The organism is Siccirubricoccus phaeus, from assembly GCF_008360935.1.
In the GTDB taxonomy this organism is placed as follows: Bacteria; Pseudomonadota; Alphaproteobacteria; order Acetobacterales; family Acetobacteraceae; genus Siccirubricoccus; species Siccirubricoccus phaeus.
On the sequence record NZ_SRXO01000004.1, the window covers coordinates 167,357 to 194,260 of the forward strand.

The window sequence follows — 26,904 nt, forward strand, 5'->3', positions numbered from 1 at the left end:
CGGGTCGCCTAGCCTGCCGCCGCCCGGCCCGCGCCGCGCTCGTACCAGCCGCGGGTCCGCATGACGATGTGGACGACGGACAGCATCACCGGCACCTCGACCAGCACGCCGACCACGGTCGCCAGCGCCGCGCCGGACTCGAAACCGAACAGGCTGATGGCGGCCGCCACGGACAGTTCGAAGAAGTTGCTGGCGCCGATCAGGGCGGAGGGTCCCGCCACGCTGTGCGCCGAGCCGCACTGCCGGTTCAGCAGGTAGGCGAGGCCCGCGTTCAGGTAGACCTGGATGGTGATGGGCACCGCGAGCAGCAGGATGACCAGCGGCTGCGCCAGGATCTGCTCGCCCTGGAAGCCGAAGAGCAGCACCAGGGTGGCCAGCAGCGCGACCAGCGACACCGGGTGCAGCGCCTTCAAGTTGCGCTGCAGGGCCGCCTCGCCGCCCGAGGCCAGGAGCGAGCGCCGCCAGATCTGCGCCGCGACGAGCGGCACGACGATGTAGAGGACAACGGAGAGCAGCAGCGTGTCCCAGGGCACGGTAATGGCCGACAGCCCCAGCAGCAGGCCGACCACCGGCGCGAAGGCCACCACCATGATGGCGTCGTTCAGTGCCACCTGCGACAGGGTGAAGTTCGGCTCGCCGTCGGTCAGGCGGGACCAGACGAAGACCATGGCGGTGCAGGGCGCGGCCGCCAGCAGGATCAGCCCGGCGATGTAGCTGTCGATCTGGCCCTCCGGCAGCCAGGGGCGGAACAGCCAGCCGATGAACAGCCAGCCCAGCAGCGCCATGGAGAAGGGCTTCACCAGCCAGTTCACGCCCAGCGTCACGGCGATGCCGCGCCAGTGCCGCGCCACCTGCCCCATGGCGCCGAAGTCCACCCGCAGCAGCATGGGCACGATCATCGCCCAGATGAGCAGGGCGACGGGGATGTTGACCTGGGCCACCTCCATGCGGCCGAGCGCCTGGAAGGGCCCCGGCAGCACGGCGCCGAGCGCGATGCCCGCGACGATGCAGAGCGCGACCCAGAGGGTCAGGTAGCGCTCGAAGGTGCCCATCGCTTCCCGGCGCCGCTGGATGGCGGCCTCGCCCTGCGCGGCTGCGCTCATGCCGCGTCTGCCTTCGAGACGCGCCGTCCGGCGGCGTCGACCACCGGCTCGCCGTCCTCCTTGGCGAAGGCGCTGCGCTGCGGATTCGGCAGGATGTCGAGCACCGTTTCGGACGGTCTGCAGAGTTTCACACCAAGTGGGGTCACCACGATGGGCCGGTTGATGAGGATGGGGTGCGCCATCATGGCGTCGAGCAGCTGATCGTCGGTCAGGGACGGGTCGCCGAGGCCGAGCTCCCCGTAGGGCGTGCCCTTCTGCCGCAGGAGGCCGCGCACCGGGACGCCCATGCGCCGGATGAGGTCGGCCAGTTCCTCCCGCGTGGGCGGGGTCTTCAGGTACTCGATGATCTCCGGCTCCTCGCCAGAGTTCCGGATGAGCGCCAGCGTGTTGCGGGACGTCCCGCAGGCCGGGTTGTGGTAGATGGTGACGGTCACGGCGGACCTCCTCAGGCTGCGGGGGTCTTGCGGGAGCGGGCGGCCAAGGTGGCCGGTTCGCAGGCGGGGGCGCAGGTCGCCTCCCCGCCGCAGCAGTTCTCGGTCAGGTAGGCAACGAGCGCGTTCATGGCGTCCGGGGCCATGGCGTAGATGATCTGGCGGCTGACGCGACGCTGCGTGACCAGCCCGGCGTGCAGCAGCTGCTGCAGGTGGAAGGTCAGCGTCGAGGACGGCGTCCCCAGCCGCTCCGCGATGGCGCCCGCGGGCAGCCCATCCGGGCCCGCCTCGACGAGCAGGCGGTAGGCCGCGAGCCGGTGCTCGTGGGCCAGGGCGCCCAGGGCCACCACGGCCTGCTTCGGTTCCACGCCATCCCTCCATTCTTCGAGGAGGGTCGGGATATCAGGACGGGCAGCGTGACGCAACGTCATTTCGAGGATTGCGGGACATTGGTTCCGCAGCAGGTGCCAGACCCGCTGGCCATGCTGGCCTTGACCAGCGCCATGCCCCGATTGCGCCCCCGTGCCGACATGCCCTCGACACACCGCCCGTGCACACGGAGCGTGCCAGAACGGGAGAAGAAAAAGCCGTCATGCGCCGGGTCACCGCCATCGTCGCACTGGGCCTGCTGGCCGCGCTTCCTGCCTGCGCCCAGCCCTACTACGGGGGGGCGCCCGCCTATCGGGCCTACGGCCCGGCACCGTACGCAGCCGCTCCGAGGTACTGGGGCGGCGGCGGGCACCAGCATCACCACCACGTGGCGCCGCGACATCACCGCCACCATCACCACGGCGGACATCACCGCCATGGTGGACACGGCCACCATGGCGGTCGCCACGACGGCGGCCACCGCCACTGAGGGCGCGAATCTTGGGGTGGCCGGGCCGCTCGGCGGCGCCTCGTCCTTGCGCTCTGGAGCGGCTGCGGGCCGCTGGACACCTGGTACGCCGAGGCGATTGGCCCGCTCGCCCTCTGGCGGGCCCGGGCCGACGAGGTCCGGGGCTACGCGGTCGACGTGGGCCACTTCTTCCGGGGGAACTCCCTCCGGAGGAACTCCCGGAGACAACTGCCGATGCCCAGATCCGCTTCTTTGCTGCGGTCTCCTGACCCGAGCGGCGGAGGCGGCGCACTCCCAGCCGGGCTCCGTCCCCAGTAGGGCCAGTGGCGGGCGGCGGCGCGTAGTGCGGGCATGGCAGCGCCGGGACTGACGTGTGGCAGGTCGGGCGCGGGAAATGCCAGTGCGCGCCGCCGAGGTGCAGGTGTCCCGGACACGGCCGTTCCGGTTAGACGCCCGCCTGTAGCCGGGCACCCAGCCGGGGCGCCCAAGCCGCCCTGACGCGGCGGCGCGGGATGGCCCGGCCGCCATGCCGAAAGGCGCGTGTCCCAATGACGTCCCATGGCCGTCATGCACCCGGCACACCGGCCGCCCATATGGAAACTGCCCGCATGGGAGAGGAAGCCGTCATGCAGTGGGTCACCGCCGCCGTCGCGCTGGGTCTGCTGGCCGGGGTCTCGGCGTGCGCCCAGCCTTCCCACCACGAGGTAACACCCGCCTATCGCGATGTGGCTCCTCTGCATTTCCACGATAGGCCATCGCTCCACCGGCACAGGGATCAGGCAGCCGCGATGGTCGTTGCAACCGCTAAGCGCGTGGCCCTTGAGGGCAGACCACGCGCCGGGACGCGCCTCGGCCTGGCGGACACGTCGGTTCCTTGGGGCCGGGCAGCCCTCGGACGGCCCGGCCTGGCGGTCGGATTCCAGCCCCCCGCGTGAGCGTCCAGGCTGGCGGCACCCCGCTCAGGAGGTCGAGATGCGCGGGCGCACCGTCCCCCCGCCCGGGCGGCCGCGGCGCCCGGACGGTGCGGCCAAGGGCCGTCGCCGTAGATCGGGTCGAAGTGCGAACCCTCGTCGCGCCGTCGGGCGGCCTGGGCAAGCACCCGGCCTCCCTTGGCAGCGTTGTCCGCGGTTGCCGGGGGCGCGAGGGCGGAAGCTTCCGCCAGGACGGCGGCGGGAACGCTGAACGGCATCGGCGGGCTCGCGGCGTCCGGGGCCAGCCGATCGCACGAACTCGTCGGCCGCCGCTGCGCCAGCCTGAAGTTGGAGTAACTTCACGGCGGGGTTGACGCGGGCAGCAACGCGATCGACGGCTCCCGGTCGGGTGCCGTGGCGCCGCGCAACTCCTTTTGCCACGCCTTGCGGCCCGAGGGAGGCTCGATGGATGAGGGAACCGAGGGGCCCCGCCCGGGCCGCCGAACCTGGCCGGGGCGGGATCCTGATCGCTTCCCCATGGGGGAATGCCCACCGACCGTCCGCAAGGGAAGCCGGGAGCGCGGGCGCTGGCCCGGCCCACCGGGGCCAGCCGGGACGGCACCGGAGGCGGCGCATGGGGCGGACGCGGCTGGCCGCGGCCGTCGCGGCGCTTGTCGCCTGGACCGCGGCGGCGGCCGCGCAGGGGGGACGCAAGCCGGGCGAGCCCAACGTCGGCCCACCCGAGGCGGCGCTGTTCCCCGATCTCGCGGCGCAGCAGGACCGCCTGGAGGAGCAGGGTTGGCTGGTGCGCGGCCAAGCCACCTTCGTCCTCCAGGGACACCCCCGCTTCCGTTCGCCCTACCGAGGCGAGAACAGCCTGAGCCCGACCGCCAACGCCCGAAACACCTTCTCGACCGACCTCATGCTGGGGCGGCGGCTGTGGCAGGGGGCGGAGGTCATCCTCGACGCCTCCATAACCCGTGGCTTCGGCCTGTCGAACTCGACCGGCGTCGCGGCCTTCCCCAACAACGAGGCGTTCCGGCTCGGCTCGACCGAGCCCTACTTCTACGTGCCGCGGCTCTTCATGCGGCAGACCATCGGCCTGTCGGAGGACACCGTCGAGACCGACGACGACCCGTTGCGCTTCACGGGGCCCCTGCCCCGCGAGCGCCTCACCATCACTGCGGGTAAATTCTCGGTCTGGGACATCTTCGACGACAACCGCTATGCCCACGACGCCCGCACCCAGTTCCTGAACTGGGCCCTGGTCGGGGCTGGGGGCTTCGACTTCGCCGCCGACGCGCGCGGCTGGACCTACGGCGCCGCGCTGGAGTGGGAGAACGGCACCTGGGGCCTGCGCGCGGGCGCCTTCCAGGTGGCGAGGCGGGTGAACAGCCTGTTCATGGACCCCGCCCTGACCCGCGCCTGGCAGGTCATCGGCCAAGTCGACCACTTCCACGCGATCAATGGCCGCCCGGGCGCGGTGCGCGTCCTCTACGGCGCCTCGCGTACCCGCCAGTCCAACTGGGGCGAGCTGTTCGAGAACGGCTTCGGCACCTTCGAGAAGAACCCCACCGGCTACCGCCTGAAGCACATGCTGGCGCTGAACCTCGAGCAGGAGATCACCGACGACCTCGGCGCCTTCGCGCGGCTGTCCTGGAACGACGGCCGGACGCAGAACTGGATGTTCACCGAGATGGACCGGGCGGTCTCGGCGGGGCTGTCGCTGCGCGGCCTGCGCTGGAACCGCCCGGCGGACACCGTGGGCCTGGCCACGAACGTCGGCTGGATCTCCGAGGGGCGGCGCCGCTACCTGGAGGCGGGTGGCATCGGCTTCATCACCGGCGACGGACGGCTGAACTACGCCCCGGAGTGGGTCACCGAGTTCTACTACGACGCCCAGGCGGCCCCAGGACTGAACGTTGCGCTGAACTACCAGCTCGCGGTGAACCCGGCCTACAACGCCGACCGTGGACCCGTGCACGTCCTCGCCGTCCGCCTGCGGGCGGCCTTCTGAACATGGAGCCCGCCGCGTTTTCCTGACACAGGCATGCCAATGGAGGCGCATGTCCAGATCGGCCAGCGGACCTTCTTCCGCTACGTCATCCAGCTGCTGATCGACAGCTTCACCCGCGCCTTCGCTCAGTGAGAGCTACGCGGGGTACGAGGACAGCTCCTTTCCGGATCCCGGGACCTTCGTGCCGTGCGCGGCAAGCCGACCGTCGGCATCGCGGTAGGCGAGGAGGCGGAGCGCGTTCGCGACGACGACCAGGGTCGAGCCCTCGTGGAACAGCACGGCCACGCCGATCTGGAGCCCGAGCAGCGTCGCCGGGATCAGGACCGCCACCATGCCGAGGCTGAGCCACAGGTTCTGGCGGATGATGCGGCTGGTTCGGCGGCTCAGGCCCACGGCGAAGGGCAGGTGCCCGAGGTCGTCGGCCATGAGCGCCACGTCGGCCGTCTCCAGCGCCACGTCGGACCCGGCGGCGCCCATGGCGATGCCGACGGTCGCGTTGGCCATGGCGGGCGCGTCGTTCACGCCGTCGCCGACCATCGCCACCTTCCGCTCCGCCCGCAGCTTCCGGATCGCCTCGACCTTGTCCTCCGGCATCAGGTCGCCCCAGGCCTCGTCGATGCCGACCTGCCGCGCCACCGCCTCGGCCACGCGCCGGTTGTCGCCGGAGATCATGATCATGCGGGAGATGCCGAGCTCGCGCAGCCGGGCGACCACCCGGGCCGCGGCCGGGCGCGGCGTGTCCATGAGGCCCAGCACGCCCAGGTAGCGCCCGCCCCGCCGCACGACCATCGTGGTGCGCCCCTGGACCTCAAGGTCCTCCACCGTGGTCCGCACCGCCGCCGGGAGCGACGGCCCCTCCACCTCGGCGAACAGCGCGGCCTTGCCGACGAACACGGCCTCGTCGTTTATCCGGGCCGCCAGGCCGCGGCCCGTGATGCTGCGCAGGTCCCGGGCTTCGGGCGGCTCGGCGCCGCCGCCGAGCCGCGCCCGCCCGTCGCGGACCACCGCGGCGGCGAGCGGATGGTCGCTGAGCGCCTCGACCGCGACGGCGGTGCCCAGGAGCTCGCGCTCCTCCGCGCCCGGCGCGGGCACCACGTCGGTGACGCGCGGCTTGCCTTCGGTCAGCGTGCCGGTCTTGTCGAAGGCGATGGCGCCGAGCGTGCCGAGGTTCTCCAGCGGCCCGCCACCCTTGACCAGCACGCCGCCGCGCGCCGCCCGGGCGACGCCGGACAGGACCGCGCTCGGGATGGCGATGGCGAGCGCGCAGGGGCTGGCGGCGACCAGCACGGCCATGGCCCGGTAGAAGCTGTCACGGAACGGCTCGTCCACCACCACCCAGGCGAACAGCAGGAGGACCACGAAGGCCAGGACGGCGGGGACGAAGACGCGCTCGAAGCGGTCGGTGAAGCGCTGGGTCGGCGACTTCTGCGCCTCGGCCTCGCTGACCATCCGCACCACGCGTGCGAGCGTCGTGTCGGCGGCCCGCCGGGCGACCCGGACCTCCATCGCCCCGCTGCCGTTGATCGTGCCCGCGAAGATGCGATGCTCGGCCCCCAGCCTGTCCGGCCGCAGGGCGGCGCGATCGGGGTCGTCGACGGCCCGCTTGTCCACCGGCACGCTCTCGCCGGTGACGGGGGCCTGGTCGACGCTGCTCGCGCCGCGGACGACAAACCCGTCGGCCGGGATGCGGGCGTTCGGCCGCACGACGACGGTGTCGCCGACCGCCAGCTCCTCGACCGGCATCTCCCGCACCTCGCCGTCGCGCCGCACCTCGGCCGTCCGCGGGGCGAGCTCGGCCAGCGCCTCGATGGCGCGCCGCGCCCTTCCCATGGCGTAGTGCTCGAGCGAATGGCCAAGGCTGAACAGGAAGAGCAGCAGCGCGCCCTCGGCCCACTCGCCGAGCGCGGCGGCGCCCGCCGCGGCGACCAGCATCAGGGTGTCGATCTCGAAGCGGCCGAAGCGGAGGGAGTCGATCGCGTCGCGCAGCGTGTAGAACCCGCCGAAGCCGTAGGCGGCGGCGTAGAGGGCGAGCGGCAGCCATGCGGGCGCGCCGGTTGCGACCGAGACCAGGTAGCCGACCGCGAGCAGCGCTCCGCAGGCGAGCGCGAAGACCAGCTCGGTGCTCTCGCCCAGCACGCCGCCATGCGCGTGAGCGTGCTCTTTCCCCTGGCGGTGACCGCCGACGCCGTGTCCGGCTTCGTGCCTGTGCCCCTCGGCCTCGTGCCCGTGGTCGCGGCCGTGCGGCTCCCGCCGCGGCGCCCGGTCCGCCTCGCCCGGCTCCGGCCCGCGGATCTGCACGCCCATGCCGTCGAGTGCGCGGCGGAGGGCCTGCTCGGAGGTCGCCTCCCGGTCGAACTCGATCCGCAGCAACCCGGACGCGGACGCCTCGGCCTCGACCACGCCGGGGATGCGCCGCAGCCGCTCGGAGACGATGCGGGCGCGGCGCTGGTGCCGGAGCCCGCCCGCGTCCCAGAGCACGTGGGCGAAGCGCTCGGTCAGGCGGGCTCCGGTAGCCTCGGCGATCCCCCGCACCCGGGCGAGGCTCAGCACGTGCGGGTCGTAGTGGATGCAGAGCTTGGCGGGCTCCCCGCCGCATGCGGGCACGACATGGACCCGCTCCATGCCCTCTCGGCCCGACAGCTCGCCGACGAGGCGCCCGACGCAGGCGTCCGCCTCGTCCGGCGCATCCGGGAGCAGGACGGGGAGGTCGAGGCGCAGACGCTGTGCTTCCTTCGCCATCATGGGCCCTCGGTTTTCGTGGAACAGGCGGGAAAAACGGTGGAACAAGGATGGAAACTTAGACGGGAGAAGTCCTCCAGAGCATACAACGTATGGTCCTCCAGCGTCTCACCCGCCCCTCCGGGCGACAGGGCCTCCGGCCAGCGGCGCAGCGGCGCGCTGGTCCCGGCGACGCCGATGGCGAAGGCGCGCCCGAGGTCGGCGGGAGCGTGCGAGTGCCCGGCCGTCCCGCCGTGGTGGTGTCCTCCGTGGCCGCGGTCATGCGGCATTCCGTCAGCCCTCCCTGCAGCCTCAACGCGGGAGGCCCGCCGCGTCTTCCCGGCGGGCAGCGGCACGGCGCCCACGCCCGGCGGCCTGTCCCGGGCCTGGCCCCCCGCCCTTCGGCCGTTGGCGGGCGGCGGGAGCGCTGAACGGCACCGGCGGGCTCGCGGCGTCCGGGGCCAGCCGATCGCACGAGCTCGTCGGTGGCCCCTGCGCCAGCTCGAACGTGAAGTAACTTCACGGCGACAGGGTTGACGCGGGCCGCTGCGCGACCGACGACTGCCGTGCGCCGCATCCGTGTCGCGCAACTCGCTTGCCGTGCTTTGCAGCCAGAGGGAGGCTCGATGGATGAGGGAACCGAGCGCTCCGCCCCGGCCGCTGAACCTGGCCGGGGCGGGGTTCTGGCCGCCCCCCCACGGACGCCGACCGACCGTCTTCGAGGGAGGCGGGGAAAGAGGATGGCGGCCCCGCCCATCGGGGGCAGCCGGGGCGGCACCGGAGGCGGCGCGTTGGGGTGGGCGCTGCTCGCCGTGGCCGTTGCGCCGCTCGTCGCCGTCCTCGCGCCCCTGGCCGCCCCGGCTGTGGCCCAAAGGTTCGGGAGTCCCGGCATGCCGAACGTAGGCCCGCCCGAGGCGGCGCTGTTCCCCGATCTCGCGGCGCTGCAGGACCGGCTGGAGGAGCAGGGATGGCTGGTGCGCGGCTAGGCGACCTTCGTCCTCCAGGGCCACCCCCGCTTCCGCTCGCCCTGCCGCGGCAAGGCCAGCCTGAGCCCGGCCCCGAACGCCCGGAACACCTTCTCCAGCGACCTCGTGCTGGGACGGCGGCTGTGGACCGGGGCGGAGTTCATCCTCGACGCCTCCGTCACCCGCGGCTTCGGCCTGTCGAACTCGACCGGAATCGCCGCCTTCCCCAACAACGAGGCGTTCCGGCTCGGCTCGACCGAGCCCTACTTCTACGTGCCGCGGGTTTTCGTGCGGCAGACCATCGGCCTGTCGGCCGACACCGTCGAGACTGACGACGACCCGCTGCGCTTCGGCGGCTAGCTGCCGCGCGAGCGCCTCACCATCACCGTCGGCAAGATCTCGGTCTGGGACATTTTCGACGAGAACCGCTACTCCCATGACGCGCGGACCCAATTCCTCAACTGGGCTCTCGTCGCCGCCGGTGCCTTCGACTTCGCCGCCGACGCGCGCGGCTGGACCAACGGCGTGGCCCTCGAGTGGGAGAACGGCACCTGGGGCCTGTGGGCTGGAGCCTTTCAGGTATCCCGGCGGGCGAACGGCCTGTTCATGGACCCCGCGGTGACCCGGGCCTGGCAGGTCATCGGCCAGGCGGACCGCTTCTTCCAGCTCGGCGGCCGACCGGGCGCGCTGCGTGTCCTGTACGGCGCCTCGCGTGCCCGCCAGTCCACCTGGGGCGAAGTCTTCGCCAACGGCTTCGGTACCTTCGAGCAGAACCCGGGGGGCTATCGCCTGAAGCACATGGCGGCGCTGAACCTCGAGCAGGAGCTCGCCGACGGCCTCGGCGCCTTCGCCCGGCTGTCCTGGAACGACGGGCGCGTCCAGCCCTTCGAGTTCACGCAGATGGATCGCGCCCTCTCGGCGGGCCTCGCGCTGCGCGGGCTGCGCTGCGGGCGACCGGCAGACACCGCGGGGCTCGCTGCCAACCTCGGCTGGATCTCGCGCGGGCAGCGGCGATAGCTGGGATCGGGCGGCATCGGCTTCATCGTCGGCGACGGGCGACTGAACTACGCGCCCAAGTGGGTGACCGAGGTGTACTACGACGCCCGGATCGCACCCGGCATCGACCTCGGACTCGACTACCAACTGGCGGTGAATCCCGGCTACAACGCCGACCGAGGGCCCGTGCACCTCTTCGCCGCCCGGCTCCGGACGGCGTTCTGAGCATGGGGCCCGCCGCGCCCGCCACTCCGCCGACGCCCGAACCCGAAACTCCGGCGCTTGCTTCGGCGGGCCGAGCGGCCGCTCAGCGGAACGAGGCCCCTCGGACCTACAATCCTTGATGAGGCCGGACAAAGGTGCAGGTCCAGGGCGTCCGGTAGCGGCAATAGCGCACGCCGTGGGGCGTGGCACCGCAGTAGCAGGCGGCGCTGCCCCAAGGCGCTTGCGACCGCTCTCCGGCGGCGCACCCCGCCAGCGCGAAGCAAGCGCAAAGCAGGATCCCGAAGCCCCTGGTGGAGGCGTGTCCGCGAAGCATGGCGCCTTCCACCCGGGCCGACGGTCTTCCGCCCCGGTGGAGCCGCTCGGCCCGGCGGGCCGCCCGGACAGCGCCGCCCAGGCCCGCTCTCCTATTGCCGCCACGCACCCACACACCTCCGGCCCATATCCATATGGAGTGTGCCAGGATGGGAGGAAGGCGTCATGCGCTGGGTCGCCGTCGCCATCGCGCTGGGTCTGCTGGCCGGGGTCCCGGCCTGCGTCCAGACTTCCCACCACGGGCTGGCACCCGCCTATGCGGCCCATGGCCTGGCGCCGCACCCGGTTGCTCCGCAGTGCCGGGGCGGGCAGCACCACCACGGCGCGGCACCGCCCCGTCACCACGAAAGGCCGTCGCTCCATGACCGCCATCACGGCAGACGTGGCGACGACGGTTGTCATCACGACCTCCTGAGCGCGTGATCCTCGAGGATGGTCCAGGCGCCGGGGCGCGCCCCGGGCGGGCGCGTCGGTTCCCTCGCGGCCGGGCAGCCCTTGGGAGGCCCGGCCGGTGGTCCGCGATCCCGGCTTCCATATCATTAGCCGGGCGGGGGGGCGCCGCGACCACGGGCGTGAGGTTGCAGACCGTCGCCGCCAGGGGGATCGAAATGCGCAGGCGCACCGTCGCCCGCCTGGCCGGACACCGCGCCCGGACGGTGCGGCTGAGGGCCGTCGCCGCGCGGTGGGTCGAAATGCGCCGGGGCACCGCCTGCCTGGGTCCGGGCGGCGTTCGGGTTGTGCGGCTGCGGGCCATCGCCGCGTGTCGGGTCGAAGTGCGGATCCTGGCCGCGCTGTCCGGCGGTCTGGGCAAGCACCGGGCCTCGGTCGACCACGTCGTCCGCGGTCGCCGGGGGGGCTAGGATGGCCGCTCCCGCCAGGGCAGCGACGGCCACCAGGGCATTGCGAAGAACCATGTGCGCTCTCTCCTACACTGGCCGCCTGGGAGATGGCAGCCGCGACGGACGTTGATTTCGGCCGCGAATGTCACAGGGTGCGTGCGGCGGCGCATCGTTTTGTTGCGGGACACCTGTCCCCAGGGCGACGGCCGCTTCGCCACTGCGATGGGCGTGCGACACCGACCAAAGGGCCAAGGTCGCGTCCTCGAAGCCTCGGGCGAAGGGGTGGGGATGCTCTGGGCCGGGAGGAGCCTGCGCAACACACACGCACTCGCCGGTCGGGCGGAGCACCGCCCCTACCGCTTTCCTGAGGCGAGTTCGACGGTCCGAGCGGCGCGCGGACTAGGCGGCGCTCCAAGTCGCCAAGGATTCGCCCCTGAGGAAGGCGGCGCCCAAGATGCTTCGTTGCGAGCCGTCGCGCGCCGCGACGCCCGGTTTGCAGGTGGGGAGCCGGACGTCATGGGCGTCGGCCATCCGTCGGTGGGGGCCGCTGGGTGACCCGGCGGCCCCCACCGACGGATGGCCGGAGGCGGCGGCTCAGCTTCCGGGAGGACGGGGGACGCGGTCCGCAGGTCCGTGGCTTCCCAGGAAACCAGGCTGGGCGCCATGACGGCGTTCTGGTGATTCACCTGGACCTTCAGCGGTGCCCCGCTCGCCTGATCCAGCCAGATCGTCTCGACGTAGGAGTATGTCGTGCCTGCGACCTGCATACGGCGCTCGAGGCAGAAGGCGTCGAAGGTTCCTGCGAGGACCTGCACCGGACCTGTCCCGACAACGCGCCACGTCTCGTAGACGTGGATGCTGTTGCTGTCGCGGCCAAGCGAGAAGTAGCCGAGGCGTTCCTCGCGGCCAGCTGGAGAGGGAACGCCCGTCACCAGCCGGGTCAGCTCGGCGCGACCGCTGCGGTAGAACGCGCTGGTCGCGGCCCAGTAGCCGAGGAACCTGCGCTCGCCGTTCGCCATCGTGCAGACCAGCGGGTCGTTGGCGTCCTGGCCGCGGTAGGCCAGCCGCCCGCCTGCCGACTGCTCCACCACCGTCCCCCCGGCGCGGGGCAGCGGAACTGATAGCTCTGGGCCTTCGCCGTCGACGCCGCCGCGAGCATGGCCGCGGCCAACACCATCATCGGACCATCTTCCTCTCCCTTCCCAGCCGCCCGTTGCCATGGACGAAGCCGGACGCGGTTGGGGCGGCCCTTCCGATCCCGCGCCGGTGGCGACGGGAAGCTGCCGCCCGGACATTGCGAAATAATAACGGATCCCACTCATTTTGTTACGGTGGCCGCGGCGAGCCCCGGCGTCAGGCGGGCCTGCCGTCGCCCGGAGCGGCGCGCGGCAGCCGCAACGCCGCCACGGTCCCCTGCCCCGGCACGCGGGCGAGGTCGAGCGTCCCGCCATGCGCCTCGGCGATGGCGCGCGCGGTGGGCAGGCCCAGGCCGCTGCCGCCCCCGGCCGCGCGGGCCCGGTCGCCGCGGAAGAAGGGCTCGAAGGCGCGGGCGAGATCCCCGGGCTGCAGGCCGGGCCCCCGGTCGCCCACCCGCACCTCCACGTCCGTCCCGGTCGCCAGCACCTCGACCCAGGGCTCGCTCCCGTATTTCAGCGCGTTCTCGACGAGGTTGCGGACCGCCCGCTTCAGCGCCACCGGCCGTGCCGGGACCATGGCGTCGTCCAGCCTGCGCTCCTCGACCGCCGCGCCGGACTCGGCGAACTCGTCCACCACCACCTGCACCAGCGCCGCGACCGAGACCGGGACCACCGGCTCCCCGCCACCGTCGCCGCCGCGCAGGTAGGCCAGCACGTCGCCCACCATCCCTTCCATCTCCGCCAGATCGCGCAGCAGCCTCCGGCGCAGCGCCGCGTCCGGCAGCTCGTCAACGCGCAGCTTGAGGCGGGCGAGCGGCGACATCAGGTCGTGCGAGAGCGCGCCGAGCGCCAGTGAGCGCTGGCGCAGCAGGTCGCGCACCCGCCGCATGGCCCCGTCGAGCGCCTCCGCGACCTCGCGCACCTCCCGCGGGCCGCCGACCGGCGGCAGCGGCGCGTCGCTGTCCGGCGGCAGGCCGCGCACCGCCCGCGCGAGCCGGGACAGCGGTGCCGCGGCCACGCGCGAGGCGAAAGCGACGCAGAGCAGCAGCGCGAAGGCGATCGCGCCGACGGCGACCCGGAAGGCGGCGTCGTCGGCCGCGATCAGCGACACGGCCAGCACCCGGGCGTTCACCCAGCTGCCGTCGGCGAGCCGGACGCTGACGATCGCCTCGCGCAGCGCGCCGTGGGCGGCGTCCGGGACGCCCGGGGCGGCGCGGAGCTCGCGCGCCACCTCGGCGAGGCGCCCGACATGGGCGAGGTCCGGCGCCGCCCTGGCCCGCTCCCGCGGCAGTTCCGGACCAGCGCCCCACGCCACCTCGACGTCGGGACCGGACAGGGCGCGGGCGAGGGACGGGCGATCGGACGGCGCGGCGCCCGCGATCGCCTCCACCGCCCCGGCGATCCGGTGCGCCGCGACCTCGGCCGCGCCGTGCTCGGCGGCCCGACGCAGCAGCGCGGCGTGCATGACGAGGCTCGCCACCAAGAGGAGGACCAGCGCGGCGGCACCGGGGGCGAGGATGCGCGCCGCGAGGGTGTCGGGCAGCCAGCGTCCCGGCCCGACGGTCACGACCACTCCACGTCGCAGGCGAGCATGTACCCGGCGCCGCGCAGGGTCTTGATCACCCCGACGGCTTCGTCGTGGCGGCCGCCGAGCTTGCCGCGCAGGCGGCTGACCTGGGCGTCGACCGAGCGCCCCAGGCCGCCGAAGGCGCGGCCGCGGGCGAGGTCGAGCAGCTGGTCGCGCGAGAGGACCCGCTGCGGCCGCTCGACGAAGGCGATCAGCAGGTCGTACTCGCCGCTGGTCAGCTCGACGCGCCCGCCGCCGGGGGCCGTGAGCTCGCGCCGCCGCGTGTCGAGCGTCCAGCCGCCGAACACGGCGCGGTCCCGGCCGCCGCCCACGCCCGCCGTCCCGCCGCCGTCCCGTCGGCGCAGCACGGCGCGGATTCGCGCCACCAGCTCGCGCGGGTCGGGCGGCTTGACCATGTAGTCGTCGGCACCGAGTTCGAGGCCGATGACGCGGTCGGACGCCTCGCCGAGCGCCGTCAGCAGGATCACCGGAAGGTCGCCCTGCGCGCGGATCTCGCGGCACAGCTCGAAGCCCGATCGGCCCGGCAGCATGACATCGAGCAGCGCGAGGTCCACCCGGGCGGCCCCGGCCAGCACCTCGCGCATCTCGACGCCGTTGCGCGCGCCGCTCGCGCGGAACCCGCTCCGGCGCAGCAGGGAGAGCAGCAATGGCCGCAGCTCCCCGTCGTCCTCGACGACCAGGACGTGCCGCCCCTCGCCCGAGAGGACGGGCGGCGGATCGCCTTCGCTCACGGCACCACCCGCCTCACTCGAACAGGTCCCGCAACCAGGATCTCCACTGATCGCCGATGCCTCCCTCGCGGTGGCCGCGGGGCACCGGCGGCGGGGGCCGCTGGCTCCAGCCACCGGCTGGCTGGCCGGGGGCGGGCAACGCGGACGGGGAAGGCGCGTCCCACGCCGCGCCGCGGTCGATGAGCTTGTCGAGCTCGCCGCGGCCGAGCCAGACACCGCGGCATGTCGGGCAGCGGTCGATCCTGATGCCCTCGCGGCCGCCCGCCACCAGGTCCACCCGGCACACCGGGCACAGCATCCCGGCACGGCTCTCGCCCTGCTGGACCTCGTCCATGTGTCCCTCCTTCGCTTGACGGGAACCGGCGGCCCGCCCGCGCCCGGCCGCGCGGCTCCGATGACCACGGCGGCGACCGGGACCGGCAGGTCGGCACCCGTGACTCACAGGGGCGAGCACCGCCCGATGGTGATGGACGGCGAGTCCGTGTCGGGCTCGTCGCCCGTTCGGCCCGACAGCCAGCCGCCCTGGTAGTAGGACTGGTAGCGCAGGGTGTCCCGGTTGATGGTGAAGTCGACCGTGCCGAAGATCCGGCACCTGAGCAGGCCGCGTCGAAAGTCGCCCTCGCAAGGATACCTCGCCCGCTTTCCATCCTCGCCCGCGACCCAGAGGAACTCGACGGAGGGGTGCTGCAGCAGCTCGCGCCACAGGGCGACGTCGCCGCCGTCGGCGCGCCGCACGACGTAGTCCTCGCCGGTCGTCCTGAACGGGGTGGCGACCCACTCGCGGGCCGTGCGGTCGTAGCGCATCCCGGCGGCCTGCTCGGCCACGCACAGCCACCCGTCCTGCGCCAGCGCGCGGTCGGCAACCACCATCGCCATCGCGCACACGAGGCATCGCCAGCCCACCGACCTGCCCGGCCCGGTGGGCGCGCAGTCCCGGCCGGGCGAGCAGGACGGGGGGACTGGAGAGTCGCTCCGCATCGTGCCTTCCCTCCTACTTGGCCGGGGTCCGGCGGCTCGCCAGCAGGGCGACCTCGGGCTCCGGCACGGGCCGGAGCCCAACATCCTCGAGCGGCGCCACGTCGGCGCTGCCGAACCTCGAGTACAGGGCGGGCAGCACCATCAGGGTGAGCAGGGTCGCGGTGATCAGGCCGCCGATGACCACCGTGGCGATCGGCTTCTGCACCTCGGCGCCTGCCCCTGTGGCGATCGCCATCGGCACGAAGCCGAGCGAGGCGACGAGGGCGGTCATCGCCACCGGCCGCAGCCGGTCCATCGCCCCCTGCCGGATGGCCTCGTCCCGGCCCAGGCCCTCGCCGCGCAACTGCTTGATGTGGTTCAGCATGACCAGCCCATTGAGCACGGCCACCCCCGAGAGCGCGATGAAGCCGACCGCCGCCGAGACCGAGAGCGGCATGTCCCGGAGCCAGAGCGTGGCGATGCCGCCGGTCAGCGCCAGGGGCACCGCGCTGAACACCAGCAGCGCGTCGCGCGGCGAGCCGAGGGCGGTGTAGAGCAGCAGGAAGATCAGGAAGAACACCGCGGGCACGACCACCGTCAGCCGCTGGCGCGCCGCCTCCAGGTTCTCGAACTGCCCGCCCCAGGTGATGAAATAGCCGGAGGGCAGGCGCACCTCGGCCTCCACCCGCGCCTGCGCCTCGGCCACCACCGAGGCGATGTCACGCCCCCGGACGTTGGCGGTGACGACAACGCGGCGCCTGCCGTTCTCCCGGCTGACCTGGTTCGGCCCCTCGGTCAGGCGGAACGACGCCAGGCTACGGAGCGGCACTGTGGCGGCGCCCGCCCCCGAACGGCCTTCCGAGGGCAGGGCCACGGGCAGGTTGCGCAGCGCCTCGATGTCGGCGCGCACCGCCTCCGGCACCCGCACCACGATGGGGAAGCGGCGGTCGCCCTCGAAGACCCAGCCCGCCTCGCGCCCGCCGATGGCGGTGCCGATGACCTCCTGCACCGCGCTCAGGCTGAGCCCGCGCCGGGCGATCTCCGCCTTGTCCACGGTGATCTCGAGGAAGGGCAGCCCGGTCGCCTGCTCCACCCGGACGTCCTCGGCGCCCGCGACGCCGCGCAGTACACCCGCGACCTGGTTGGCAGCGGCGAGCATCGGCCCGAACTCCTCGCCGAAGACCTTGACCGCGAGGTCGCCGCGGGTGCCCGCCAGCAGCTCGTTGAAGCGCATCTGGATCGGCTGGGTGAACTCGTAGTTGTTGCCCGGCAGGCCCCTGGCGGCCTCCTCGATGCGCCGGACCAGCTCCCCTTTGGGGAGCAACGGGTCGGGCCACTGCTCGCGGGGCTTCAGGATGATGAAGGCATCCGAGACGTTGACCGGCATCGGGTCGGCCGCCACCTCGGCGGTGCCGGTCTTCGAGAAGACGACCGCGACCTCGGGGAAGCGCGAGACCGTCTCCTCGACCCGGAGCTGCATCGCCTGCGACTGGGTCAGCGACGTCGAGGGGATGCGCAGCGCGTGCATGGCGATGTTGCCTTCGTCGAGTTGCGGGATGAACTCCGAGCCGAGCCGGGCGCCAAGGACAAGCGAGCCAAGGAAAAGCAGGGCAGAGGCGCCGATGACCGGCACCGGCCGCCGCAGGGCCAGCGCCAGCGCCGGGGCGTAGCCGCGCTTGAGCGCGCGGACCAGCCAGTTGTCCTTCTCCTGCACCTTGCCGGTGACCACCAGTGCGACCATCGCCGGGACGAAGGTGAGCGAGAGCACGAAGGCCACCGCCAGGGCGATGATCACGGTCAGCGCCATGGGCGCGAACATCTTACCCTCGACGCCCTGGAAGGTGAGCAAGGGCACGTAGACCAGGATGATGATCGCCTGCCCGAAGACCGAGGGCCGGATCATCTCCCGCGCCGAGGCGGCCACCGTCTCCAGCCGCTCGCGCAGGTGCAGCGTCCGCCCGAGCGCGTGCTGCCGCTCCGCCAGGTGCCGCAGGCTGTTCTCGGTGATGATGACGGCCCCGTCCACGATCAGGCCGAAGTCGAGCGCGCCCAGGCTCATCAGGTTGGCGCTGATGCCGCCCTCCAGCATCCCGGTCGCGGTCAGCAGCATCGTCACCGGGATGACCAGCGCGGTGACCACCGCCGCGCGCAGGTTGCCGAGCAGCAGGAACAGCACGACGATGACCAGCAGCGCACCCTCGGCCAGGTTCTTCGCCACCGTGCGGATGGTGGCGTCCACCAGCTCGGTCCGGTTCAGCACGGTGCGGAGCTCGATGCCGGGCGGCATCGAGCGGGCGATTTCCTTGATCTTGGCGTCCACCGCCGCGGCCACGGTGCGGCTGTTCTCGCCGATCAGCATCAGCGCCGTGCCGACCACGGCCTCCTTCCCGTCGGCACTCGCGCTGCCGGTGCGCAGCTCCTTGCCGACCTCGACCCGGGCGATGTCGCGCACCCGCACGGGGACGCCCTCGCGCGTCGTCACCACCACGTTGCGGATGTCCTCGATGGTCTCCAGCCGCCCGCCGGAGCGGACCACGTAGCCCTCGCCGCCGCGCTCCAGGTAGCCCGCGCCGCGGCTGGCGTTGTTGCGCTCGAGCGCCTCCGCGACATCGGCGAAGGACAGGCCGAGGCCAATGAGCCGCGCCGGGTCGGGCTGGACATGGTACTGCTTCACGTAGCCGCCGATCGCGTCCACCCCCGCGACGCCGGGCACGTTGCGGAGCTGCGGCCGGATGACCCAGTCCTGGAGTGTCCGGAGGTACGCCGTCCGCTCCAGTTCCGTCGTGAGGCGCTGGCCCTCGGGGGTCAGGTAGCTCCCGTCCGCCTGCCAGCCGGGGCGGCCGTCGCGGACCGTGTCGCCCTCGCGGCGCGGCGCCCAGTCCACCGTCCACATGTAGACCTCGCCGAGGCCGGTCGAGATCGGCCCCATGCGCGGCTCGACCCCCTCGGGCAGCAGCTCGCGCGCCTCGGTCAGCCGCTCCAGCACCTGCTGGCGGGCGTAGTAGATGTCGACATCGTCGCGGAAGATGGCGACGACCTGGCTGAAGCCGTTGCGCGACAGCGAGCGCGTGGATTGCAGGCCACGGATCCCGGCCAGCGCGGTCTCGACCGGGAAGGTGACCTGCTTCTCCACCTCGTAGGGCGAGAGGGCGGGCGCCAGGGTGTTGATCTGAACCTGGTTGTTGGTGATGTCCGGCACCGCGTCGATCGGCAGCGACTGCAAGGAGCGCAGGCCGAACCCGGCGGCGGCGGCGACCAGCAGCACCACCAGCCAGCGCTGGCGGACCGAGAAGTCGAGGATGCGTGCGATCACGTGGGCCGCCTTTCAGTGCGAGTGCTCGGCCTCGGATTTCCCGAGCTCGGCCTTGAGGACGAAGGTGTTGGCGGCGGCGTAGGGCTCGCCCGGGTCGAGGCCGAAGACCACCTCGACCCCCTCCTGGTCGCCGCGGCCGAGCACCACCTCGCGCTTCTCGAAGCCCTCCGGCGTTCGGACGAAGACGACGCTCTCGCTCTCGACCTGCTGCACCGCCGCGCGGGGCACCAGGACGTCCACGCGCTGCTCCTCGGTGGCGACCTCGGCGGTGACGAAGCCGCCCGGCCGGAAGGCGCCCTCCGGGTTCGGCGCCTCGACCACGGCGCGGGCCGAGCGGGTCTCCGGGTCCAGCACGGGGCTGAGGAAGACGATACGGCCCTCGCCGCGCGCCTCACCCTCGCCCCGGATCCGCACCGCCATGCCCTCCTTCACGAAGGTCAGGTCGGTGGGAGGCACCGCCATCTCCACCCAGACGGTGGACAGGTCGGCCACGGTGTAGACCTCCGCCTCGGCCGAGATGGCGGCGCCGAGCACGACGGGGCGTGCGGTGATCCGCCCGGCGATCGGCGCCCGGACCTCCTGGCGCCGCAGCGCCTCGATGGGCTGGCGCGGCAGGGCCTCGACCTCCACCTGACCAAGGCCTAGGGCCGCCAGCTTCTGGCGGGCGAGGTCGAGGCGGATCTGCGCCTCCTGCCAGTCGGTCCGCGCCTTCAGGAAATCCTGCTCGGCGGAGACCTTGCGCTGCCACAGCCGCTGCTCGCGCTCGAAGGTGACGCGGGCGAGTTCGGTGGTCCGCAACGCCGCGAGGTACTCACCCTTCACAGTGGCGATCTCGGCGCTCTCCACCAGGGCCAGGACATCGCCCACCGCGGCCGTGTCGCCGAGGCGCTTGTTCAGCGCCGTGACGATGCCCGCGACACGCGCCGGGACGCGGGCCAGCTTGTCGGCGTTCGCGGCCACGGTCCCGGGCAGGGAGACGCGCCGCGCCACGGTGCCGGGACCCGCCTCCGCCACCTCGATGCTGGCGGCGGCGACCTGCTCCTCCGTCATGCGGACGGTGCCCTCGGGCGCCTCGTCGCCGTGCTCCTCGCCCGGCCCGTGGGCGTGGCCGCCGCCCTTGCTGCCCGCGGGTCCCGCGGCTCGGGCCGAGGCCACGGCCTCGACCGGCGGCGCAAAGCCGAGGGCGGCACGCAGGGTGGCGGGCACGCCGGGCACCAGCACCGCGGCGGCGATGGCGAGGGAGGCGCCCGCGAGGAGCGTGAGGACGGATTTCATGGCGACTGCCTCCCGGCGGGGGCGAGGATCGGGGCCAGGGTGGCCGCACGGCCGCGCAGCCGGGTGATGTCGGCGCGCACCTGCTGCACCTCGAGCAGGGCGGCGTTGAGTTGCTCGCGCGCGTCGGACAGGGCGCGCTGGGCATCGAGCACCTCGAGCAGCGAGAACTTGCCCGCCGCGTAGCCCTCCCGCGCCGCGGAAGCGGCCTCCGTGGCGGCGGGCAGGACGACGCGGCGGAGCGAGTCGGCGGCGCGCCAGGCCTGGTCCAGGCGCCGCTCGGCGTCGGCGAGGGCCGCATTCAGGTAGAGCTGTCCGCGTTCCGCCTCGGCCTCGGCCCGGCTCAGTTCGGCCCCGGCCCGCAGGATGTTGCCCTGGTTCCGGTCGAAGACCGGCAGCGGCACGCTGAGGCCGAGCACGAAGGCGGTGTCGTCGCCCGCCTCCCGGAAGCGCCGGACCCCGGCGCCGACCGCCACGTCCGGGATGGCGTTGCGCCGCTGCACGTCCAGTTCGGCGCGGCGCTGGTCAATGAGGGCGTCCAGCCGCGCGCGGTCGAGTTGCTCCGGTGGCAGGGCCGCCGCCCTGGTGGGGTCGGGGCGCGGGCCGAGGTCGTCGAACCAGGCCGCCCGGGCGGGCATGACCTCGACCCCTGGCGTGGCCAGCAGCACGGCGAGGACCCGGAGCGCCGCACCCGCTTCCCGCTGCGCGCGCTCGGCGAAGACCGCGGCGGTCTCCCGCGCCACCTCGGCGCGGCGCTGCTGCGGGAAGGGCTCGCGCCCGGCCTCGACCCTGGCACGGGTGGCGCGCAGCACCTCGTCCGCCAGCCGCACCCGCTCGCGGGCGATCTCCACCGCCCGCCCGGTCGCCACCGCCTCCGCCAGCGCCCGGACCACCTCGCGCACCAGGTCGAGGCGGACCGCCTCGACATCCAGCCCGGTCAGCGCCACCGCGCGGTTCGCCGCCTCGATGCGCGCCTGCCGCTTGCCGCCGGTCTCGATGCGCTGGCTCAGGCTGTAGGTGGTCTCGAGGGAGCGGAGGCCACCGTAGGACCCGCTGCCGCCGATGTTCTCCGCGTTGAGGGTGAAGTCCGGGTTCGGGCGCAGCCCGGCGGTCACCCGGTCGCCCTGCGCCGCCCGGCGGCCCGCCTCGGCGCTGCGCAGGATGGGTGCGCGCGTCAGGGCGAGGTCCACGGCCTGCTCGGGAGAGGTGACCAGGAGCGTGGTGCCCGCCTCCGTAGGGGGCGACGCCACGCGAGTGGGGGCGGCCGCCTGTGCCGCGCGGCGCCGTGCCGGAGGGTCGGCCGCGTCGGACGGGGTGGTGGTCGTGACGAGGACAGCCGCGCCCAGCAGGGCGAACGGGAATCTGGAACGGAATCGAGGAGGCATGGCACCCGGGACGGACGGAACGCGAGGCGAGCCGCCGTCCCCGGTCTCTCCGGGGCGCAGCGGCTCAGGCGGCTCTGGTTCGGTCAGGCCCGGGGTGGGCGTGCGGGCGGCTCCACCGCGAGCGAGGCGTGGGCGTGGTCCGTGAAGGCCGGATGGCTCACGGCGATGCGGGTGGTGGGTGCCACGGGCTGCGGCGGCACCAAGCGGTCCGCCACTTGGCAGGCGCAGTGGCTGCCCGCGTGAACGATGCCGTGCGGCCGCGAGGGCGTGCCCGGACCGCCGTCCTGGTCGATTGCGGCCGAGACCGCCACGGTCGTGAGAGGCACGCCGGAGTTGACGGCCTCGGCGAAGGGCGGCACCAGCAGGGACGCGAGCAGGAAGGCGACGGCGAGCAGGCGGGCGATGACCGCCCGCCCCCTCGTCAGCCCTGTCCTGCCCGTGTCCTGGGTCATGGTCGGTCCGCCTCAGCGCACCGCGTCGACGTTGAAGCGGCCGGTCCCGAGATCGCCGCCGGGGCCGCGCAGGGTCACGGTCGCGCGGAACTTGCCGTCGAAGGGAAAATCGACCGGCGCCGCCAGGCGGTTCCCACCGGCGGGCCGGAATTCCAAGGTGCGCCGCTCGTTGCCGCGGGCCAGGACGACGGCGGTCGCGCTGAAGGCGGCGGCGTCCACGGGCTGCTCCTTCTCGTCCACGATGGACAGGGTTGCCTGGCCGCCGCGGACCACCAGCTCCACCTCGTGGCGGCCGATCTTGACCTCGTTCCCGCTGTGCGCGTGGCCGTGGCCCGCGCCCTGGGCCCAGGCCAGGGCAGGTGCCAAAAGAGCCGCCGCCGTCACGCCGGTGATGGTTCTACGCCGCACGATGCCTCTCCTCAACCGTTGTTCCGGAACCTGGCGAGTCCGCCGCAAGCGGTCAGCCACTTGGCGCACGTGTAAAACCTACAGCGACTGAAGATTCAAGCGTGAGCTTGGTCGCCGATTGCATCATTTCATGACGGAGCCCTCAACCATTCCGTGGGCGGCCGAGAGGCAGTGGCCGTGGTCGGTGAGGGTCCCGAGGACGCGGCACTCGGCGGCGACGCCGCCGCTGCACCCACTGCCCGCCAGGCGCGCCAGCTCGTCCCGCAGGGCCGCCAGCCGCCGGAGCTTGGCCTCGACCTCGGCGAGCTGGGAGACGGCCAGGGCGTGGGCGTCGCCGCAGGGGCGCTCGGGGCGGGCGGCCAGGTCCAGCAGCCTGCGGATGGCCTCGAGGCCGAAGCCGAACTCCCGCGCGTGCCGGATGAAGGTCAGCCGCGCCCGGTGCGGGCGCCCGTAGAGGCGGTGCCCGCCCTCGGTCCGCGCAGCTGGCGGCAGCAGGCCGATCTCCTCGTACCAGCGCACGGTCTGCACCTTGCACCCCGCCTCGCGGGCGAGCTGGCCGATGGGGATCAGGGCTCCTTCCTGGATGGCGGCCCGGCGGGTGGTCGGCATGTCCATGCAATCGAAGATGGGCCCGGACCGGCCCTGACGCAAACCGAACCCGGTGCCCGGGCGGTCGAGGCACGGGCAAGGAGGTGCGGAGCCAAATGCCGTCGGTGACGTTTGCAGCCGTGTTGATAGCCGTCGCGGCCGCCCATCCTGGCGGCCGCCCAGAAAGGAAGGCCGCATATGAACCTTCGCGAGGCCCTGGTGGGCATAACGATCCTGGCGGGAATGCCCGCGGCGGCCGCTCCGGCGATCGCGGCTGACGTTGCCGACCGCAGCCCGGTGCTGACGCAGGCCGCCGGGCAGCGCGGGGAGCACCCACGGGGCCCGCACTTCGATGCAACACAGGGCGGTGGCCAGCAGCCGCACAACCCGAATGCCGCCCCTACCCAAGCTGGCGGTCCACCGGCGCATTTCGATGCAACACAGGGCGACACCCAGCAGCCGCACCGCCCGGGTGCGTCCGGCCAGACCGGCGGGCCTCCGGCGCACTTCGATTCGACCCTGGGCGATACACAGCAGCCGCACACTCCCGGTCGCGGCGCGCCCTCACCCAACCGCTGATCCGAGACGCCGATGGGTGCCGGACACAGCCACGGGGCGGGCGCGAACGAGCGGGCATTGCGCTGGGCGCTGGCGCTCACCGGCGGCTTCATGCTGGTGGAGGTGGCCGGATCCTTCGTCACCGGCAGCCTCGCCCTGCTCTCCGATGCCGCGCACATGTTCACCGACACCGCGGCGCTGGCGGTCTCGCTCGCCGCCATCCGGGTCGCCCGCCGCCCCGCCGACCGCAGGCGGACCTGGGGCTACCACCGCTTCGAGATCCTGGCCGCGGCCTTCAACGCCTCGCTGCTGTTCCTGGTGGCGCTCTACATCCTCTGGGAGGCGTGGCAGCGCTTCCGCGCCCCGGTCGAGGTGCAGAGCCTCGGCATGCTGGCGGTCGCCGCCGCCGGGCTGGTGGTGAACTGGCTCTCCATGCGCCTCCTCGCGGGCGGCAGCGGGGAGAGCCTGAACATCAAGGGCGCCTACCTCGAGGTCTGGAGCGACCTGCTCGGCTCGGTCGCGGTCATCCTGGGCGCGGGCGTCATTTGGCTCACCGGCTGGGCCTGGGTGGACCCGGTGCTCGGCGTCGGCATCGCCCTCTGGGTGCTGCCGCGCACCTGGACGCTGCTGCGCGAGACCACCAACGTCCTGCTCGAAGGCGTGCCCGCCGGGATCGACCTCGACGCGGTCGAGCGCGCCATTCTGGACACCCCGGGCGTGCGCGGGGTGCACGACCTCCACGTCTGGGAGCTCTCCTCTGGCAAGGTCGCGCTCTCGGCCCACATCGAGGTGGACGCGACCCTCGCCCGCGTGGAGCGGCTGGAGGACGCGCTCGGCGCCATGCTGGCGGCGCGCTTCGGCGTCACCCACTCGACGGTGCAGGTGGAGCTGCCCGGCGCGCACGGCGGGCACGACCCGCACGCCGCCTGGGCGGCCGCCAAGGACGCGGGCGGACACGCCCACAACCACGAGCACGGCCATCCATCGCGTCGCGCGACGGGAGACTAATTCATTTCAGTAGCGTACAGAGATTGCGTGGTCGCCGCCTTCTTGGGCAGCCTCAGGCGGGGTCACCCGACCCGTCGACCCCGCCGCCCGGGCCAGGCGGCTGCGCACGGCTCTCCAGGCTCGCGCGGCTCACCCCTAGGCGCTCGATCTCCCGGGCAAGGTGCTCGTAGTCGAGCCCGATGGCCTCCGCGCCGCCGTGCTGCGCCGCGCGCAGGGCGGCGGCCTGCCGCCGGGTCCATTCTACGAAGTCCCGCTCGTAGAGCGCGGCCGCCTGGGCCGCCGGGGTCGAACCCACCACCATCGCTGCCTCCGCCGTCGGGTCGCAGGCCACGAACGTCGCCAGTGGGGAGACGTTCGTGGCCCTTGGGTGGAGCGGGAGGAGTGGAGGCCGGAGCCACCCGGCTCCTCCTGGATGGCCTGGGCCCGTTGCGGGCGCCCGGCATCCGGTCGTCAGGTCAGAGGAGCCAGCCGTCCGTGACGCTGCCGTTGGCCTGCTCGCCCACGCCAGGGCGGATTTGATCCAGCAGGTAGGCACCGAGTTCGGCCTGGTCGGTGTAATCGCGGCCGCTGCCCGCGAGCCGATTGCCGTTCGCGTCGAGGACGGAATCCTCCTTGCCCGCGAGGGCCAGGATGCCCTCGGCACCGGCACCGTAGGCGTAGAGGGGCACGAGCTGGTTGGAATGGCCGTTCCCGAACCATTGGTACTCGGGCACGCCGTCCCCGTTCCGGTCCTCCTGAACGCGCTGGTACGGGACGGCCTCGCCCTCCGGCCCGAACAGCAGGTGGTCGTGGTCGGCGGTGACGACGAGCAGCGTGTCCTCGAAGCTCGCCTCGCTCTCGGGCGAGTTGACCCAGTCGATGACCGACTTCACGGCGGCATCGAAGTCCAGGTACTCCTCGACCATCCGGCCGAAGTTGTTGCCGTGCATGGCGCGGTCCACGCCGCCGCCCTCGATGGCCAGGTAGAACCCATCGTCGTCGGTGCCGAGCTTGTTGAGCGCCGCCTGCGACAGTTCGGTCAGCGTCGGCGAGGTCTCGAGGCGGGGCACGGTGAGCGGTGCCTCGTTCTTTGGGTCGCCGCCCGTGCGGTAGAAGTTGGTGCCGATGAACGCCTCGGCGATCATCGCCAGCCGGAGGTCTGTGGGGTCGCCGGACCCGGCCGCCTGGATGTCGGCGCGATCCTGGAGGAGCTTCCAACTGGAGCCGTCATCCGACTTGAAGGTCCCGTCCTTGAGGGACTGCCAGAGGTCCTTGCCGATCCAGTCGTAGCGCGCCTCGGAAACCGGCTTGCCGTCGTCGTCGTAGTCCGGGTTGCCGGTGCCGCCGATGACGTCGAGGACACCGGCCTTGAACATCTCCTCGGCGATCTCGGTGCGGTTGGCGCGCGAGACGTTGTGCGCGCCCCCGCCCGCCGCCGGGGTGGCGTCGCTGAACTGGACCGTCGAGACGACGCCCGTCGCCTTGCCCTCGGAATTGGCGAGCTCGGCCAGGGTGAGCAGCGGGGCGCCGGTGCCGTCCACGTTGATTGCGTTGTTGTAGGTCTTCGCGCCGGTCATCAGCGACGTCATGGTGTTCGCCGAGTCCGGCGCGGTGCCCCGGTTCCAGTCGTAGCCGTCGAAGCCGCGCGCGAAGCCGTCGGCGCTCTCCCTCTCGGCCTTGGTGAAGTCGTAGTTCTGAGCCGGGGAGTAGACGGTCGCCGGGTTCTGCCGGAGCCCGGCGGGCCCGGGCAGCGGCTCGCTCCGCGTGTCCAGCGGATAGACCGACTGCGCCGTGGCGACGAAGCCGTCCTGGTCGACGGCGAGCTCCCCGGCCGGGCCGCCGCGCGGGTCGCCGAGATACTGCCGCACGGCCTCGAGCGTGTTGAAGCCCGCTCCGTCGGCGACCATGACAAAGATGTTCTTGACCTGCCCCGAACCGCTCGCGGCGGCGTCAGGCGTCGTAGACCCGTTCTCTGCCATGTCTGCTCCCGTGGCTCCGTGTCTGCGGTCGTCGTCCCTGCTTGGGCGACGGGTTGCCGCAATCAAACGGGAGCGCGGGGAGGTGTCGATCAACGCTCGGTTAAGTTCTCGTTGCAATATAAAGACAACGCAGGAATATTCATTGCAGACCCACGAGTGGCGCGAACGTAAAACATTCCCCACCGTGGTAGCCGC

Annotated in this window: 21 protein-coding genes and 1 pseudogene; 5 read left to right on the forward strand and 17 right to left on the reverse strand. The window is 73.0% G+C overall.

Features of this window, described 5'->3' with window-relative positions; all coding sequences use genetic code 11:
• Nucleotides 1-8: 8 nt before the first annotated feature.
• Genes arsB through E5N76_RS07395 form a run of 3 tightly spaced genes read right to left on the reverse strand, consistent with a single transcriptional unit; the run spans nt 9 to nt 1,902 of the window.
• Entirely contained in the window at nt 9-1,103 is a 1,095-nt protein-coding gene (gene arsB / locus E5N76_RS07385; RefSeq protein ID WP_235907602.1) for an ACR3 family arsenite efflux transporter, read from the reverse strand.
• On the reverse strand, nt 1,100-1,537 hold the full coding sequence (gene arsC / locus E5N76_RS07390; protein ID WP_149536648.1) for an arsenate reductase (glutaredoxin): 438 nt from the start codon (nt 1,535-1,537) through the stop codon (nt 1,100-1,102). Before arsC ends, arsB begins: the two co-directional genes overlap by 4 nt.
• A gap of 11 nt (nt 1,538-1,548) precedes the next feature.
• Entirely contained in the window at nt 1,549-1,902 is a 354-nt protein-coding gene (locus E5N76_RS07395) for an ArsR/SmtB family transcription factor (RefSeq protein WP_235907603.1), read from the reverse strand.
• Nucleotides 1,903-3,917: 2,015 nt separating this feature from the next.
• Here E5N76_RS07395 and E5N76_RS07405 point away from each other — a divergent pair.
• On the forward strand, nt 3,918-5,300 hold the full coding sequence (locus E5N76_RS07405) for a carbohydrate porin (RefSeq protein WP_149536651.1): 1,383 nt from the start codon (nt 3,918-3,920) through the stop codon (nt 5,298-5,300).
• A gap of 135 nt (nt 5,301-5,435) precedes the next feature.
• Here E5N76_RS07405 and E5N76_RS07410 read toward each other — a convergent pair whose 3' ends face one another.
• A complete protein-coding gene (locus E5N76_RS07410) occupies nt 5,436-8,042 on the reverse strand; it encodes a heavy metal translocating P-type ATPase (RefSeq protein WP_207791894.1) in 2,607 nt (868 codons plus the stop codon).
• A 1,067-nt stretch (nt 8,043-9,109) separates the two neighbouring features.
• On the opposite strand from E5N76_RS07410, the gene E5N76_RS07415 reads away from it, so the two are divergent.
• Both E5N76_RS07415 and E5N76_RS07420 read left to right on the forward strand, forming a co-directional pair.
• A complete protein-coding gene (locus E5N76_RS07415; RefSeq protein ID WP_187830040.1) occupies nt 9,110-9,343 on the forward strand; it encodes a hypothetical protein in 234 nt (77 codons plus the stop codon).
• A gap of 21 nt (nt 9,344-9,364) precedes the next feature.
• Nucleotides 9,365-10,204, forward strand: a pseudogene (locus E5N76_RS07420) (carbohydrate porin).
• 1,504 nt (nt 10,205-11,708) lie between these two features.
• Here E5N76_RS07420 and E5N76_RS07430 read toward each other — a convergent pair.
• The 11 genes from E5N76_RS07430 to E5N76_RS07480 form a co-directional block, all read right to left on the reverse strand.
• Nucleotides 11,709-12,443, reverse strand: coding sequence for a hypothetical protein (locus E5N76_RS07430; RefSeq protein ID WP_149536655.1), 735 nt, complete (start codon nt 12,441-12,443; stop codon nt 11,709-11,711).
• Between the two features lie 265 nt (nt 12,444-12,708).
• Nucleotides 12,709-14,058 carry a sensor histidine kinase gene (locus E5N76_RS07435; protein ID WP_149536656.1) on the reverse strand — a complete coding sequence of 450 codons (1,350 nt, stop codon included), beginning with the start codon at nt 14,056-14,058 and terminating at the stop codon, nt 12,709-12,711.
• Nucleotides 14,055-14,810, reverse strand: coding sequence for a response regulator transcription factor (locus E5N76_RS07440; protein ID WP_149536657.1), 756 nt, complete (start codon nt 14,808-14,810; stop codon nt 14,055-14,057). The genes E5N76_RS07435 and E5N76_RS07440 overlap by 4 nt, the downstream gene beginning before the upstream one ends.
• A gap of 13 nt (nt 14,811-14,823) precedes the next feature.
• Nucleotides 14,824-15,144, reverse strand: a complete 321-nt coding sequence (locus tag E5N76_RS07445) for a TFIIB-type zinc ribbon-containing protein (protein ID WP_207791895.1) — start codon at nt 15,142-15,144, stop codon at nt 14,824-14,826.
• Between the two features lie 104 nt (nt 15,145-15,248).
• A complete protein-coding gene (locus E5N76_RS07450; protein WP_149536658.1) occupies nt 15,249-15,686 on the reverse strand; it encodes a hypothetical protein in 438 nt (145 codons plus the stop codon).
• A 115-nt stretch (nt 15,687-15,801) separates the two neighbouring features.
• Nucleotides 15,802-19,080 carry an efflux RND transporter permease subunit gene (locus tag E5N76_RS07455; protein ID WP_149536659.1) on the reverse strand — a complete coding sequence of 1,093 codons (3,279 nt, stop codon included), beginning with the start codon at nt 19,078-19,080 and terminating at the stop codon, nt 15,802-15,804.
• Between the two features lie 12 nt (nt 19,081-19,092).
• Nucleotides 19,093-20,355, reverse strand: coding sequence for an efflux RND transporter periplasmic adaptor subunit (locus tag E5N76_RS07460; protein WP_149536660.1), 1,263 nt, complete (start codon nt 20,353-20,355; stop codon nt 19,093-19,095).
• Nucleotides 20,352-21,602 (reverse strand): TolC family protein, encoded by a 1,251-nt coding sequence (locus tag E5N76_RS07465; RefSeq protein WP_149536661.1) that lies wholly within the window; start codon nt 21,600-21,602, stop codon nt 20,352-20,354. The genes E5N76_RS07460 and E5N76_RS07465 overlap by 4 nt, the downstream gene beginning before the upstream one ends.
• Before the next feature lie 218 nt (nt 21,603-21,820).
• Nucleotides 21,821-22,189 (reverse strand): hypothetical protein, encoded by a 369-nt coding sequence (locus tag E5N76_RS07470; protein WP_149536662.1) that lies wholly within the window; start codon nt 22,187-22,189, stop codon nt 21,821-21,823.
• A 12-nt stretch (nt 22,190-22,201) separates the two neighbouring features.
• Nucleotides 22,202-22,597 carry a hypothetical protein gene (locus tag E5N76_RS07475; RefSeq protein ID WP_149536663.1) on the reverse strand — a complete coding sequence of 132 codons (396 nt, stop codon included), beginning with the start codon at nt 22,595-22,597 and terminating at the stop codon, nt 22,202-22,204.
• 123 nt (nt 22,598-22,720) lie between these two features.
• Nucleotides 22,721-23,212 carry a MerR family transcriptional regulator gene (locus tag E5N76_RS07480; protein ID WP_408021695.1) on the reverse strand — a complete coding sequence of 164 codons (492 nt, stop codon included), beginning with the start codon at nt 23,210-23,212 and terminating at the stop codon, nt 22,721-22,723.
• 171 nt (nt 23,213-23,383) lie between these two features.
• Here E5N76_RS07480 and E5N76_RS07485 point away from each other — a divergent pair, with 171 nt between their 5' ends.
• Nucleotides 23,384-23,764: a hypothetical protein gene (locus E5N76_RS07485; protein ID WP_149536664.1), complete on the forward strand. Its 381-nt coding sequence runs from the start codon at nt 23,384-23,386 to the stop codon at nt 23,762-23,764.
• A gap of 12 nt (nt 23,765-23,776) precedes the next feature.
• The gene (locus E5N76_RS07490) at nt 23,777-24,751 is read left to right on the forward strand and encodes a cation diffusion facilitator family transporter (RefSeq protein ID WP_149536665.1); all 975 of its coding nucleotides are present in this window, start codon (nt 23,777-23,779) and stop codon (nt 24,749-24,751) included.
• A gap of 52 nt (nt 24,752-24,803) precedes the next feature.
• Here E5N76_RS07490 and E5N76_RS07495 read toward each other — a convergent pair whose 3' ends face one another.
• Nucleotides 24,804-25,052, reverse strand: a complete 249-nt coding sequence (locus E5N76_RS07495) for a DUF29 family protein (protein WP_149536666.1) — start codon at nt 25,050-25,052, stop codon at nt 24,804-24,806.
• A 154-nt stretch (nt 25,053-25,206) separates the two neighbouring features.
• Entirely contained in the window at nt 25,207-26,709 is a 1,503-nt protein-coding gene (locus E5N76_RS07500; RefSeq protein WP_149536667.1) for an alkaline phosphatase, read from the reverse strand.
• Nucleotides 26,710-26,904: the final 195 nt, after the last annotated feature.

Excerpts from the sequence above, each read along its gene's own strand:
- arsB (WP_235907602.1), bottom strand. The coding sequence starts at position 1,103 with ATGAGCGCAGCCGCGCAGGGCGAGGCCGCCATCCAGCGGCGCCGGGAA.
- E5N76_RS07405 (WP_149536651.1), top strand. The coding sequence starts at position 3,918 with ATGGGGCGGACGCGGCTGGCCGCGGCCGTCGCGGCGCTTGTCGCCTGG.
- E5N76_RS07410 (WP_207791894.1), bottom strand. The coding sequence starts at position 8,042 with ATGATGGCGAAGGAAGCACAGCGTCTGCGCCTCGACCTCCCCGTCCTG.
- E5N76_RS07445 (WP_207791895.1), bottom strand. The coding sequence starts at position 15,144 with ATGGACGAGGTCCAGCAGGGCGAGAGCCGTGCCGGGATGCTGTGCCCG.
- E5N76_RS07450 (WP_149536658.1), bottom strand. The coding sequence starts at position 15,686 with ATGGCGATGGTGGTTGCCGACCGCGCGCTGGCGCAGGACGGGTGGCTG.
- E5N76_RS07460 (WP_149536660.1), bottom strand. The coding sequence starts at position 20,355 with ATGAAATCCGTCCTCACGCTCCTCGCGGGCGCCTCCCTCGCCATCGCC.
- E5N76_RS07470 (WP_149536662.1), bottom strand. The coding sequence starts at position 22,189 with ATGACCCAGGACACGGGCAGGACAGGGCTGACGAGGGGGCGGGCGGTC.
- E5N76_RS07480 (WP_408021695.1), bottom strand. The coding sequence starts at position 23,212 with ATGGACATGCCGACCACCCGCCGGGCCGCCATCCAGGAAGGAGCCCTG.
- E5N76_RS07485 (WP_149536664.1), top strand. The coding sequence starts at position 23,384 with ATGAACCTTCGCGAGGCCCTGGTGGGCATAACGATCCTGGCGGGAATG.
- E5N76_RS07490 (WP_149536665.1), top strand. The coding sequence starts at position 23,777 with ATGGGTGCCGGACACAGCCACGGGGCGGGCGCGAACGAGCGGGCATTG.
- E5N76_RS07495 (WP_149536666.1), bottom strand. The coding sequence starts at position 25,052 with ATGGTGGTGGGTTCGACCCCGGCGGCCCAGGCGGCCGCGCTCTACGAG.
- E5N76_RS07500 (WP_149536667.1), bottom strand. The coding sequence starts at position 26,709 with ATGGCAGAGAACGGGTCTACGACGCCTGACGCCGCCGCGAGCGGTTCG.